The 13926-nt window shown below is 48.6% G+C and carries 11 protein-coding genes and 1 pseudogene; 3 read left to right on the plus strand and 9 right to left on the minus strand.

Annotated features, from left to right (window positions below; translation table 11 throughout):
• Positions 1-185 (minus strand): NUDIX domain-containing protein (locus BK127_RS38305; RefSeq protein ID WP_305954347.1); only part of this gene is annotated, 185 nt, incomplete at its 3' end.
• A gap of 376 nt (positions 186-561) precedes the next feature.
• Between BK127_RS38305 and BK127_RS38310 the strand changes: the two are divergent.
• Positions 562-783: pseudogene (locus BK127_RS38310) on the plus strand (transposase); the annotation flags it as partial.
• Between the two features lie 35 nt (positions 784-818).
• Here the strand turns inward: BK127_RS38310 and BK127_RS38315 are convergent.
• Positions 819-1769 (minus strand): AraC family transcriptional regulator, encoded by a 951-nt coding sequence (locus BK127_RS38315; RefSeq protein ID WP_076237948.1) that lies wholly within the window; start codon positions 1767-1769, stop codon positions 819-821.
• Between the two features lie 202 nt (positions 1770-1971).
• Here BK127_RS38315 and BK127_RS38320 point away from each other — a divergent pair, with 202 nt between their 5' ends.
• Complete coding sequence (locus BK127_RS38320) at positions 1972-2802, plus strand: SDR family NAD(P)-dependent oxidoreductase (protein ID WP_076237949.1); 831 nt, start codon at positions 1972-1974, stop codon at positions 2800-2802.
• A 44-nt stretch (positions 2803-2846) separates the two neighbouring features.
• Complete coding sequence (locus BK127_RS45225) at positions 2847-2981, plus strand: hypothetical protein (protein ID WP_256711628.1); 135 nt, start codon at positions 2847-2849, stop codon at positions 2979-2981.
• A 347-nt stretch (positions 2982-3328) separates the two neighbouring features.
• Here the strand turns inward: BK127_RS45225 and BK127_RS44230 are convergent, their stop codons facing one another.
• From BK127_RS44230 to BK127_RS38355, 7 genes are all read right to left on the minus strand, one after another.
• A complete protein-coding gene (locus BK127_RS44230; protein ID WP_179097756.1) occupies positions 3329-3481 on the minus strand; it encodes a hypothetical protein in 153 nt (50 codons plus the stop codon).
• Between the two features lie 266 nt (positions 3482-3747).
• Positions 3748-5166 carry a sulfatase family protein gene (locus BK127_RS38330; RefSeq protein ID WP_076237951.1) on the minus strand — a complete coding sequence of 473 codons (1419 nt, stop codon included), beginning with the start codon at positions 5164-5166 and terminating at the stop codon, positions 3748-3750.
• Positions 5167-5201: 35 nt separating this feature from the next.
• The gene (locus BK127_RS38335; protein WP_076237952.1) at positions 5202-7442 is read right to left on the minus strand and encodes a helix-turn-helix domain-containing protein; all 2241 of its coding nucleotides are present in this window, start codon (positions 7440-7442) and stop codon (positions 5202-5204) included.
• Between the two features lie 28 nt (positions 7443-7470).
• A complete protein-coding gene (locus BK127_RS38340) occupies positions 7471-10488 on the minus strand; it encodes a chondroitinase family polysaccharide lyase (protein ID WP_076237953.1) in 3018 nt (1005 codons plus the stop codon).
• An 83-nt stretch (positions 10489-10571) separates the two neighbouring features.
• A complete protein-coding gene (locus BK127_RS38345) occupies positions 10572-11261 on the minus strand; it encodes a DUF1961 family protein (RefSeq protein WP_076237954.1) in 690 nt (229 codons plus the stop codon).
• 39 nt (positions 11262-11300) lie between these two features.
• Complete coding sequence (locus BK127_RS38350) at positions 11301-12914, minus strand: type 2 periplasmic-binding domain-containing protein (RefSeq protein ID WP_076237955.1); 1614 nt, start codon at positions 12912-12914, stop codon at positions 11301-11303.
• 57 nt (positions 12915-12971) lie between these two features.
• Positions 12972-13856, minus strand: coding sequence for a carbohydrate ABC transporter permease (locus BK127_RS38355; RefSeq protein WP_076237956.1), 885 nt, complete (start codon positions 13854-13856; stop codon positions 12972-12974).
• Positions 13857-13926: the final 70 nt, after the last annotated feature.

A 13926-nucleotide genomic window follows, 5' to 3' on the forward strand; every position in this document is an offset into this window, starting at 1 on the left:
CGAAACTCTCGTTTAACGGCAAGCTCAAGGGACTCCATAGTCTCTAATCGTCCACCTGGCAAATCAAATTTCCCAGTGTATGGACCTAAAATTTTTCTGATAACTAGTAAGCGTTCATTATCTACGCTAATTCCGTATACGCCCATATGACGATAAAAATTGTCGGTGATACCATCCATATACATATCCCCCTAGCATATCTAACCTGAAACCATTTCTTAATCACTTACCTTTTCTTTAACTCACCAACAAACTCCTTTTATTACGTTAACCTGCCTATCGGCATTGCACCACTGAGGATGAAAATGGATAAAATCGGTCAATACTTCTACTTGGGCTGGGAAAAGAGGGTCTATAAACTATGGTGCCATTAAATTGCTAAACTACCACTTAACTCCATAATGATCAATCAGAGGCTCAGCCTTTTTTAAAAAAGTATTTCCTTGGATCTACTATAATTTGCCTAATTTAAGATTTAGAACTCTTTAATTTTCATAGGAGTTTAATGCTCACCCAGTCTATCAACTTTATACCGTAATATATACTTGGATTACGAATTGAGACGAGCTCGCAACGTTCTTCAAGTACCCACCCGAGATTCGAAAGCTGATCTACACGACCGACATCATTGAAAGCGACTACCGCCAGCTTCGAAAGGTGACAAAGGGAAAAAGTATCTTCTCGACCGACGAGGCATTGCTCAAGATGCTCTATCTAGCCACGACAGTTGTCACCCGCAAATGGACAGGTCGTGTACAAAACTGGGGCCTGCTCCAGCTCTAGATTTTCTTTCCCCAACGTATCGGCCAGTATTTGCGCTACAATATTTTTTTAGCATAATCAGCTTCATGTCCGCTTGTCTTGGCGTTAGTCCGAATAGTACGAATGTCCTTCATCGGCGGCAGGCCAAAGAACCGTTTGTACTCGCGGTTGAATTGCGTCAAACTTTCGTATCCGACCTCGAACGCGGTTGAGGTGACATCAGTATCGTCGGTAAGCAAAATTCTGCGTGCTTCCTGAAGCCGGAGTTGCTTCTGATACTGGATCGGGCTCAGTGCAGTGACGGATTTGAACTTGTGATGTAAAGTAGAAGGGCTCATACCGCCTGCTCGGGCTATCTCCTCTACGCTAAGGGTACGTGTATAGTTTGCTTTGACATAATGGATAGCCTTGCTGATGCCTGCCGCATCATGATGCAGCAGCATATTGTTGTAGAAGCGCGCGCCGTCTTCGTCAGTCAGCAAGCGGTAAATCATCTCGCGCTTCACACCGGGCGCGAGAAAATCGGCTGCTTCACTGTCTGTAGCCAGTTGAAGCAGCCGCTCAAGTACACGCAGTACTTCAATCCCCGACTTACCGATAAACGCACCTTCTGTCAGCTGATTCTCGCCAACAGTTTTGAGCTTGGCATCCAGTGCAACGGATGCAATTTCGTCAGTTGTAAAGGAAATTCGGATGGCTATGTACGGCACTTCTTGCGTGGCCTGGGATACCTGGCCTTTGATCGGCATATCGATGTTGGATGCGATATAATCTCCAGCTCCATAGTTGTAGGTATTATTGCGGACAATCAGTGTTTTGTTGCCTTGAAGGACTACACATATCCCAGGCTGGAAAAAACCATATTGAATCGTGGTCGGCCGATCCGCCTTCAGAAGCGAAACAAACGAAATGCCGGTCTCGTGGATGCCACTGGCAAAGGAATAAGTATTGCAAAGGTGAAGCAACCGCTGTAAGCTATCTGAACTCTCTTTGGTATGGTGGGGCATAAGCCTCCTCCTCTTTATTTTAAGCCTCCGCAACACAGCAGCCTTCCGGCAAGGGTATACGCATCCGAATCATCGGAGTTTTAGGCAAAAATCAGGCACAATCCGACTATCTCCTTAATTATAATCTCATTACAATTAAAGACACAAGCCACCGAATACCGGCTTGCCAAATAACAAAAACTAAAATAAGGGAGAAAATTAAATGTCAAAAGTATGGTTAATTACGGGAAGCGGCAACGGACTCGGCCGACATATTACGGAAGCTGCACTTGCCAAAGGGGAGCGTGTTGTCGCAACAGCCCGTAATATCGAGCAGTTGGATAATCTGGTTAAGCAATATGGCGATCAGATCCGGGTTGCGACGCTAGATGTGACCGAAGAGGAAGCGGCACAAGCGGCGGTTCGGCTTGCGCTGGACGCCTTCGGACGGCTTGATGTCCTGGTAAACAATGCTGGCTATGGCGATATCCGCCCCTTCGAAGAAACAAGCTCTGAGGATTTCAAGAAGCTGATGGATACCTGCTTTTATGGGGTGGTTAATCTGACTCGCGCGGCATTGCCCATTATGCGCAAGCAGCGCAGCGGGTATATCCTTCAGATTTCATCGGTCGGCGGACGGCTCGCAACTCCGGGAAGCGTGGCCTACCATGCAGCGAAATGGGCGGTCGGTGGCTTCACGGAAGCGCTAGCTATGGAAACGGCTCCCTTCGGCGTAAAAATCAGTGCCCTAGAGCCTGGAGGAATGCGAACAAACTGGGTAAATCATGCAATCAAAAACCGTCCTCAATTGCTTCCGGACTACGAAGCATCGGTAGGTGAGCTGCTCCGAATGATGGATGGTCTGCAGGGCCAAGAGAAGGGCGATCCGGTAAAGGTGGCAGAGGTAGTGCTTCAGTTGGCTTATGCTGACGAACTGCCTACACATTTGCTGCTTGGGAAAGAGGCTGCGCAGGGAGCTGAACTAGCTGAAAAACAGCGTGCTGCCGATGCCGAACGATGGCATGCTGTTACTATCTCAACGGAATATGAATGATGCAAACAAAGACCGTTTGAGGGAGATTTTGTTATGAATAAAAAGTGGCAATCGTTATAGGAGCTTCATCAAGCATTGGCAAAGCAACTTCAATTCAATTAAACAAAGAAGGCTACACCGTTTTTGCCGGATCAAGTGGAATTGACCAAATGAAGGATATTTTAAAAATTGGAATATAAAACCTGAAGCTGGATGTCACGGAATCAAGATTTTGTCGATTTTCCCTTTCTGTACCGTCCTCACGGGGTGATCTGTTTTCATTTGAGAACAGCGCCAAATAAACTTAGAGACAATAGATCAAAGTTTCGTGGATGCCAATGTGCCCTATGGGTTCACTATTTCCGGTTACGAGGACTGCAAAACCTCAGAGTATAAGCGCTCATGGCGACACCCGTGCAGAATATAAAGAAGATGGTGCTCCACCTGAAACGCCTGGAAAACCGGAGATAGCCGTCATTTTTCCAGGCGTTTCTCCCAAAAAAGTAAAAAGAAACTCGAGGTTTTATTCTCGACACTTTGAGAGCGGTTAATGACCGCTCATTCGTCGTGATAAGTGTACAGCCCCGAATGCCAATGCAATGGAAGCAGCGGCAATCCAAGTGATCGAGGACAGCGAGATCCATTCGATCACTAGACCGCCCACACCGGCACCGGCCGCCATCGCCAATTGAAGTAACATACTATTCAATTCTTGTTGATACGCCTGAAACTAAAAAACCGAATACTCCTGTGCAACCGTACTTTTACGTAAAATTGAATAGTTTCACTTACGTTTCCGCCTAAAACAAAATAGGGAATCAATCTCAGTGTCATGATTTAGAGCACCACGTGTTCTGAAATTTGTTATCTTTACTATTTTTTTTAGGCCCGACATTTCGATACATTGTCCAGATCTAGACGAAATTACCTGCGAGAAACCGATTAACCATCGTTTCGCACTTGCTCCTACTCCTGATCATGATACGCTTGTTTGCCTTTTCCCCTAACGCCTGCCTCCGCGAGCTGCCCGTAGCCACTTACGGGCTCGCGCACGCCATCGACTGCAGGATCGACGTATTGTACGAACCACTGCTCCAACTGCGACTTCATCGCTTCACGCTGGCTGCGACATTCAGGAGCATCATTCAGGTTGACCGACTCCTGAGGATCACGAACCAAATCGTACAGCTCATGCGGACCATATGGATACCGGTGCACGTATTTCCACACCTTGCTCCGGATCATCCGCACCGGCCCGTACTCGTCATAAATAACGACATTGTCCCGCTCGTCCGCCACTTCGCCGAGTAGCTGTGGCAGGAAACTGTGTCCCGGCAAACTGTCCGCCGCCGGATTTGGCAAACCGACATAATCGAGCAGTGTCGGCATAAAGTCGTAGCCGCTCACCATCGCCTCACTGACGACATTTTGCGGGATACGGCCTGTATGGCTGAACAACGCTGGCACTTTGATGGATGTGTCGTACATATTTTGCGGAAACGTTCCATTGCCTTTGCCGAACACCCCGTGATGACCGAAGTTGAAGCCATTGTCGGACATGAATATGATGAGTGTATCGTCGGTTAGACCATGCGTTTCCAGCTTGTCCAGAATGCGCCCGATATTTGCGTCCATCGCCGTAATCGATGCATAGTAACCTCTCAGATTGTCCAGTGGGTTGTCCTCGCCAGGCGCCGTCTTGATCAGCCACGGATGTCTTGGCGTATCGAGTGGACACGATTCCCCTGGACAATCGGCGTATTGATCGAGGTATGATTGCGGATGGTTGCCGTTCAGCCAAGGGCTGTGCGGCGCGCTATAATGGACGCTCAAATAAAACGGACGCTCGTCCTCCGCTCCTACCCTATCGTCGATAAACTGCAGCGCGTCATCGGTGATGACGTCGGTCACATACGCCGGTTCATTATACAGCTTTCCATCGCGAATCATCGGAGCGTTGTAGTAAGGACTGCCGCCTGTTTGGTGCACGAACCAGTGCGTAAAACCCTTCTGTGGCTTCACACTGTCACCAAGATGCCACTTGCCGCTTAGCCCACACACGTAGCCATGGTCAGCTAACACCTCGGTGTAGGCCGTTTGTCCGGCCAAATATTCGATCGCGTCTGGGCCTACACTACCCTCACGTATCCAGTCGTGCACGCCGTGCTGAGACGGAATACGGCCTGTGAATAGCGAAGCACGAGCCGGCGAACATACCGGCGACGTACAAAAAAAGTTATCGAACCGCACACCGCGAGCTGCCAACCTGTCGAGGTTCGGTGTCCGTACCTCGCGGTTTCCCGCGCAGCCCATCGCCCACACACCCTGATCGTCGGATAAAATAAACACGATATTCGGTTGTTTATCAGCTTTTTTCATCTTCATCCATCTCTCCTCTTAAGCACTTGAATTAGCGGTACTTACCGGTGCTGCTTGCGATACTCGCCGGGTGTTACGCCTACCGACTGCTTGAACTTGCGGATAAAGCTGGATACGTCATAGTAGCCGACCTGTTGGACGATGTCTTTCACGGAGCTATCATTCGTCCGCAGCAGCAGCTTCGCTTGATCAATCCTAAGCTCGTTCATGTAGTCCGTGATGGTTCGGTCGGTCTGCTTCTTGAAATAGCGGCTCAAATAAGATAAAGATAGCGAGAAAGCATCGGCGATTTTTTGCACAGAAAAATCGTACTCGCCATAATGCAATGAAATGTATTGTGTAATCTGATCGATCAAAGCGGCTGACTTAACCAGTTTTTGCGCATTCAGTGAATCGCATAATGTCACGCGCGCGGTCGTGAGCAGATCTGCGATTTCATCCAGCGTCGTATAATCGGTCAGTGTCAACACGTCGGGGAAGCTGTCAATTGGGCTTCCGGGAGTGTGTTTTTCTGTGAAAGCGATGAACTTACGGATGATGTCGTAGCACAGCTCCCGGGCGATAAACAATGTTAGCCCGCTCTGTTTCATGCGCATGGCAATTTGTTGGACGGCGTCGGCGATGCGCTCGGCGTTTCCATTCTGAAGCACGATATCCAGATCTTCCAGCACACGTCGCGGGTTCAAAATATCCGCATGGTTGAATGCCATCAACTCGTCAAAAAAGATCACCCGCTGACTGCCTTTAATCAGCTTATAATCGATCGCTGTCGACGCCTCCAAATATGAGCGTCCGACTTGCGACAATTCCGCGTAGCATTTGCCGACGCCCATCGCAATCGGCGCCTGGAACGAGGTGGTCAAATGCTCGTGCAGACGATCCAGCCATTCTCTCCAAGCGTCCGGCGAACATCCTACTGACAATATAAACATCATTCCCCGCTCTTCCAGACTATCTTTGCAATACCCTACCACATTATCGCTGAATTGCCGCTCCGTTTCTGCGATTAGTCTTTCTTTAAATGGCGTAAGGAAGCCAGGAAACTCAAGGATCAACACCACGGTTTCCGCAAAAGGCAGAACAACGCCTACTTCTTTCCCCTGTTCGTTGAATGCATCGAGCGATTCAAGCTCACCCTTCAGCAAGCTGCCGAGCAAATGCTCCTTGATCGCGGAGCGGTTTTCCTCTAACTTAATTCCAAGGCTCCTATTCGAATCAGCCATGTCATGAATGACACTGCCTATCGCATCGAATTCGTTCGCCCTGCGAATCGAATGTCCGCGAATCGCTTCGACGAGCATTGACAGCTTTTTGACCGGATTGTAGTTGAACACCATTAACAAATAAACAAGCACACAACCCGCGAGAAATATGATCGACATCCGTCCGATCCATTGCCAAATCGCATGGTTGATCGGCGCGACCAGGGATGATTTGGGGAGCATCGTCACATAGGTAAACCCGCTTTTATCGGATTTCTGGAACGAAACGGCGTATTTCGTATGTTGAATAGTTGCAACCTGATACAGCGAGTCGCCGCTAACAATTTTGTTATAAAAACTGGGGTCCAATAAATAGTCGGCCTGCTTGTGCGCTGTCAATACGCGCCCTTTCCGATCGAACACGAGCGCGTTACCATCTGGTATAGATAAACCAAAATTAAGCCCCTTAAGCAATGCGTCTTCTTTCAGCACGAACAGGACGGTGCCGTAAGGATGCTGGCTGTTGATCGGAATGGGCACGATGTAGGTGACGAGCCGCTGATCGGGCAGCCCATCGATCTTGACGTTCTCCGCCGGCCTTAGCAGCGGGGCTTTCAGGTTGTTCAAATCGTCGCTGAACTGCTGTACTGTCCAATCGTCATATCGATATAATTCATCTACAAATTGATTAACCTTGTAAATACTTAACGATGAAAATAAATAATCCGTCCCGCGAATATGTAGAGCGATCTCCTTAATGCTATCGTCCACGACTTTGCTTTCGAGCAGCTTTTTCCCCTGATAGACGTTGAACAAGTCATGCGTCAGCGCATAAGGAGACAGCTCGGGAGCACCCGATATTTGCCCCGCAATGCGGTTCATCAAAATAAGCTTGTTATCCACTTCATCCTGCAGCTTATCCAGAAGCGCCTGATTGTTTCGCTCCACTTCGCCGCCAACGATATCGGCCAGTTGGAAATAGCCGGTCATCCCCAAAAAGAGCAGTGGCAGCAAGAACAGCGCAAGGTAGGACAAAAGATATCGATAAAAGACCGGTAATCGGTTAATCATGGATTTCATTCTTTAGCCTCCCGCTTCGTTCTTGAAGTTAGTTCATTTGGGTAACCCGTACTAACGTAAACTCACACGGACTCGCATCCTTGCAGGCCACCTCAATGACTGTGCCTATCACTTCGCTTGCAGCGACGCGAACACCCTCCACATCCGCTTGCCCCGCCCATTGTCCCTTCAGCGTGATGCGCAGCGTATGGACCCTACTTTCCGCATGCAACCATTTTCGCGAATAAACGCTAACTTCCTTCTGAACGCCATACTCATCATATTGGTCCGTCTCAGTCTCCGAGTAGAAACGTAAGTCGGGATCGACAGCGCTAACAATGAGCTTCTCGCCATCTTCCCTAATCATGACCATAGAAGGCGTGTCGACGGCGATCAGATATCCGGTATCGATATGATCATCCGCCTCAAAAAGTGCGTAAGCGGTCGTGCGGCTCTCCACGTCTAAGACAACATGGGCTGAACGATCTTTGCGCAGCACGGTGTACGATGCCTTCTCCGATACTTGCATTCGTTTGCAAAAATCCTCGATACGCTCACGATCCGCCCCAACCCATATCGCGTATTCATAGCCGCCACCCTTCGGTGAAGTCCCATGCTCCAGCCACGCAGCGGCAAAATCACCCTGTGTATCGGCATCCGTTGCTTGATGCTTGGAATGCTGTGTCGTTTTGGACACGGACAACGTTTGTCCGGCTGCCACATAATAACCGTTACCTTTATTGTCCAGCAACCACACTGGGTGGTCTAATTTTGTTGTATGGAAATAAGGAAACGCACTTACAGGCTCAGCTCCGTCCACCCAGATCGGATCTTCAGGAGCAGGTAAATAACTTTGAAACAGTGTCGTTCCAGTCGGGCATTCGCAATTGTCGTTCTCAATATCGGTGCCAAGGCAGATGATTCGATCTTCGAAAAAGAATGCCGACTTTCGGGCGCGGTGGCTCCCTTCGTATTTCGGATGCTCGTGCAGCTTCATCGCGAACATCCCGTTACGGCCCTCTAGATGGAGCCCGCCGGCATACGTCTCGTCGGAAAGCAGCATTTCTTCGAAGCCGCTGAACGTATCCACATTACGGACGTCCGAACGCAGCTCGTCGATCGGCTTATGGATCGTTGTTGTACCTGGCCAACGGTTCCAATTCCAACCCTCGTGATGGTAACCGCTGTCCTCATTATTGATTGGTTCACCTTGGCTCATGATTTGGAGATGACCATGCGAAATGTACCGTCCGTATAGATTGGCGCTTATATACGTTTCATTCGCCCACAAATACCGGCTGTGCCCGCGCATTCCTGCCATCCATGAACCGCGCCGGTGAATAGCCAACGCTGCATAGTTCATCGTCCAGTGGCCGTTCGGGTCCGCTTCCGCAAAGATGCCAGCTTCTTCAAAAAAACGCGCGGCTTCTGTCCGTTCGATCGGCTCAAGCAGCCGCAGGTATGCTGCGGCCACCTCTTCGTCGACTGCTTTCTTCCCGTCCGGTGTACCCGTGAGTGCCATATAAGCGAAAGGTTCAGGATCTATCGCCCATTTACCGGTAGGGTGGCGCGCTGCGAGGCTAAGCAACCATTCGCGTTTGTTGCTGTAAAGCCGCATGGAGAGCAGCGCTTTGCGTATGGTTTCGTGCGCTTGTTCGCCGATCTTATACGACGTGCCGCTGAGCACGTACATCACCGGCGTTACACCTTGAAAGCCACCGACTGCATACGCCGGATAATGATTCACATGATGATAGGCGGAGCCGTCCATCTTGTATGCGGCGCGCAATCCCGGAGCGGGCAGCAGCGATTGGCCAAGCCACTCGCGGAATGCTTGCAGTTCGCGCACCTTCCCCACCGTTTCGTCCATAACCAGCAAACTGGCGAGCATTCCATGCAGTGTCGTGTTGAAGATATCGATATTACCTTCTACTTCGACAAGCGGTGTGTGGATTCGGCCGACCCCGCTGTACCAACGCATCGTCCGCTGTGTCCGCTCCAGTTTCCCCGCTTCTTTCAGCGTGTGTCTCATGAGGAAAACGGCTGGATAATAGTCGCGGAAGTTGTACCCGAAATGATGAACCGTTCCTTGCGTGCTTCCATACGTCCATCCTTGGTCATCCAGATGATCGAGCGTATCTATGAACATCGTCTGCAGCCTGGCTCTTTGCTCCTCTTGTTTGGAGGACCGATAGCAGATCGCCGTTTCCATTAGGAAACGGGTTATTTCGCTAAGCTGCACGCTGTTAGCAATTGCCTTCAACTCCTCCTTCAGCGAAGTCGGAAAGTGATCGAAAAACGGCAGCTCAACCGGTCGACCTATGATGGAATCCCCCCTACGAACGATCCCGTACTCTGCAAACCGGCGCTGGAGACGTTCGATGTCCTCCTGCTCTATAGCCATGTCGTGCTTTTTGTAAAATAACGCCTCAAACCGTTCATTCATTTGTGCATGCGCCGCTGCCTGCTCCATTGACACCGTTTCAGGAAGCTCCAGCAGCGGCTTCAACTGCTCGAAGGCATAAAGAGCGAGCCAATGGGCGTTAGCAGACGCGTCTGCGCCCGTATTGACGGTCGTAACTTGGAAATCCCGCGTATGAAAACGCGGATCAATCGGCGTGTTCAGCATCAATTGGTCGATGAACAGAGTACCGCTACCCGCTTCCTTGGGGATGCGGACAGTCAATGTGTCCATGTCTGGATGCGGCGTTCCCTGCATATCACGCTCGTAAGCAACCCATGCGGTTCGCCAGCCTTGAAAATTAAGTCCAAAATTGAACCGACAGTCGACATGTATTCCACGGCCGAATTCAAATGAAAGCCGTCCATCACATGGCACCAAGTTATAAATCCAAACAGCGAACGAGTCGCGTGCCTGACTTTTGGCCCCTTCTTGAAACGGTGAGTAGCCGATCGGCTGTTTCACAGTGAGGAACGAATCGACCTCGTATTCCCATTGTAGGCAGGATGACCCGTCTTTATAATGCTGTTCGCTGATCGATAAACGGGAACGTTCGTCGCTTGAGAATAATGCGGGTATACCACTTTCAAAACTGTATATGGACATCCTCATTCCCCTTTTTTGCCGAATCAAAGATCGTCATGGCTCCCTACCTTCTACATACGGCCGTTCCCCACTCGGCAACGGAGTCATGCTTTATTGGAAGCGTACACGCGAAAGTTGCCATATTCGCCTATAAGCGGCGCCATTTGACGGAACCCGATTTTACCCTCGCCCAGTAATGGACCGTACGACTGACCGTCGTCTCGCCACTGAAAGACGGTCAGTCCATTAATTGTAAAAACAACGTCCCGCCCGAGCTTCGTCAATTCAAGCCTGTACGGGCTTTGTGCATCCTCCACGCCGGGAATCGGATCGGCTCCTCGGCAAACGAGGTGCGCGCCAATACTTTTGCGCAAGTTACACGTGTGAAACGCCCGTTCCTCCGGGTACCTGCGGCGAAAGTACGAGACGTGGAGCGCATGGATCGCACCGCTGTGATATTGCTGGTATTCTCCGGTTCGCTTGGGCAGGCTGGGATCGAATAGATCTTCGCCGTGACGACCGTTGGCCGCAAAAAACAGCATGCACAGTCCCGGCTCCCGAATCGGCCAAAAATCCCACTCTACAGTAATGTCCGAAGGAAAATCTTCAGGGCACCAGTATACGAAATTTGATGCCTGACCTTCCGACGGATCAAGCATATTTTCCATACGCATCCGGCCGTTCGGAAACGTAACCGATGCTTCACCTTCCAGCCAAAAATTTCTTAAATCCTTTTCCGAGGAGAGCGGATTTTCATAAATCAAACGCTTATGAATACTGTACAAAGTACTGATTCCCCCTCTAGGATACAGTTGTGATGTTTTTATGCGTCGTTATTTGGTAGACTGGTAGCGATCGTACACGGACTGGTTAATCTTCATCATTTTATCAAGACCCATATCGTTCATCTTCTTCACATAGTCATCCCATTCTTTATCGATGCCTCCAGACATCATCCATTTCGCATACATTTTGCTGACATACGCATCGATATCGGTCAAGTAGCGCGAAATTTGATCGCTTTCTTCCGCAGTGAAATAGGCTTTCGGGAAACCATTGTTAACTAGATACGGGGCACATACGTTATCGATGTCTACTTTCGATCGTTTACCTGTAGGTGTGGATACAACCATATCATTTGTAGCCATAGTAGTAGCCCATACCGAATATGCCGTAGGAGGGACTTGTTTGAAATCATCATCATTAGCACCCTGTGGAAGTAACACCGTTTCATACTTGCCATCGGAGCGTTCTTTCAAGCTTTGTCCTCCAATTACGCCTTTGCTGAGCTGAAGCGAATTTTTCGGATCGTACATATTATCAATCCAGCGTATGGTTGCTTCTGGATACTTGTTTACATTAGTAATCGCAAACGAACCTTTCAATAGAATGCCTGCAGGATACTCCGCCCACACTTGCTTCTGTCCTTTGGGTCCTTTCAGTGGCGGGAGCGATACGTAATCTTGATTAGCCGGATTCCAATCGAAAGCAACACCTACAATCCCTTTGGCTGTTTTTGCATTGAATACCTTGCTGTCCTGCGTAAAGCTTTCCTTGTCTACCAAACCTTCGGTAAACAGCTTGTTGAAATATTGGATCGCTTCCTTGTATTCCGGCTGTGCAGCTGCATAAATTACTTTGTTATTTTCAACCGATAAGTGATTGTTCCCTACTTTGTGAACATCGCGATCGATACGGCCAAACGCGCCAAATAAGGAGTTTATGTCGTTGTTCCAATTTTGAAGGAATGACATCGGAATTTGATCCTTCTTATCATTACCGCCAAGGTCATTATCTTTGAATGCCTTCAATGTGGTATACAATTCATCTGTCGTCGTCGGCATAGGAAGCTTCAGCTCATCCAACCATTTTTTGTTAATAAACATCGTTGATTTTGTGCTCGAATACGTTTCGTCGATCGTTGGCAATGAATAAATGTGTCCGTCTGGTCCCGTCAGCTGCTTTTTGTAGGTTGGATTGTCCTGCAGCAGCTTCTTGATGTTCGGTGCATACTTATCGATGAATCCTTCCAGCGGAATGAGTATACCCTGTGAGCCATATTTAACAATATCGGTGTCTTCATTCAAAATACCATGCGCGTAGAATGCGTCAGGCAGTTCCCCGCCGGCAAACAGCAAGTTCTTTTTTTCCTGCCAATTGCTCCCAGGTGTCAAATTCCAATTGATATGGATATTCGTTTTCGATTCCACATCCTGAAAAAATTTATACTCATTCAAATCTTTACCTGACGGTGGTTTGAAGCCAGCAATGTTTAACGTCAGCTTTTCCTTAACTATCGGAAAATCCTTCATGTTCAAATTGCTCAACGCTTTTGCCTCAGCTTGCTTATCTTCCACTGGTACAGCTTGATTGCCTCCACAGCCTGCAAGCCCGACTGTAACGCTTAGTGTAAGCAACATTTTGCCTATAGGTAATTTTTTATTCATGCTTTAGACCCTCTTTCTTCATAGATATTAGCCTTTTGGCCAGTCGGATATCCGCGATTACCCTTTTAATGAGCCCACCAGTGCACCTTTAACAAAGTATCTCTGCAGGAACGGGTACAAGATAAGCATAGGCAAGCTGGACACAATAATAATGGAGTATTTCATCAGTTCCAGCTTTTTCTGCTGATCTTGTGCGCCGTCCATTAAATTCTGCACATCGGAGCCCTCATTCATAATCAGGATGTTCCGCAAAATAATTTGCAGCGGCTGCATAGCGTTGCTTTTCAAATAAATCAACGCCTGGAAATAGGCATTCCAATGGCCAACTGCATAAAACAACACCATAACCGCCACGATCGGCAGCGCCAAAGGAATGGCGATTTTTACGAAAAACTTTAGGTTCGTGCAGCCGTCAATCATGGCCGATTCGAGCACCTCACTTGGCACGTTCGATTGGAAAAATGTACGAACAATAATGACGTTAAAAACGGAAACCGCATTCGGAAGAATCATCGCCCATGTCGTATCCAACAGCCCGAGATCTTTGACAAGCAGGTATGTAGGTATAAGCCCCCCGCCAAAAAACATTGTAAACACCAGCAGAAACATGAATACATTTCTGCCGACCAAATCCGTTCTGGAAAGAGCGTAGCCGGCCATTACCGTGAGCACAACATTAATCGTCGTCCCCGTAATCGTGTACCACAGTGAATTTTTAAACCCCAGCCAAATCGAAGCTTCGGAAAATAGTCTTTTGTAGCCGTCCCAAGTTACTTGTTCGGGTACAAACAGCAGCTTCCCAGAATACACCACATCAGGATTTGTCACAGAAGCGGTTACAACGAAATAAAGCGGGTAAAGGACAAGGATAATTAATATCGCAATCAATGTGAGGTTGAAGCAGTCAAAGAGAACGTCCGCCCTTGTTTTCGCTAGCTTCATAGTCTTCCTCCCTTAGAGTTTTCTTTAGAAAACTAACTTCGTAAGCAATTGCATCGTTTTTTTCGCCAGC

The sequence above is a fragment of the Paenibacillus sp. FSL H7-0331 genome (assembly GCF_001956045.1).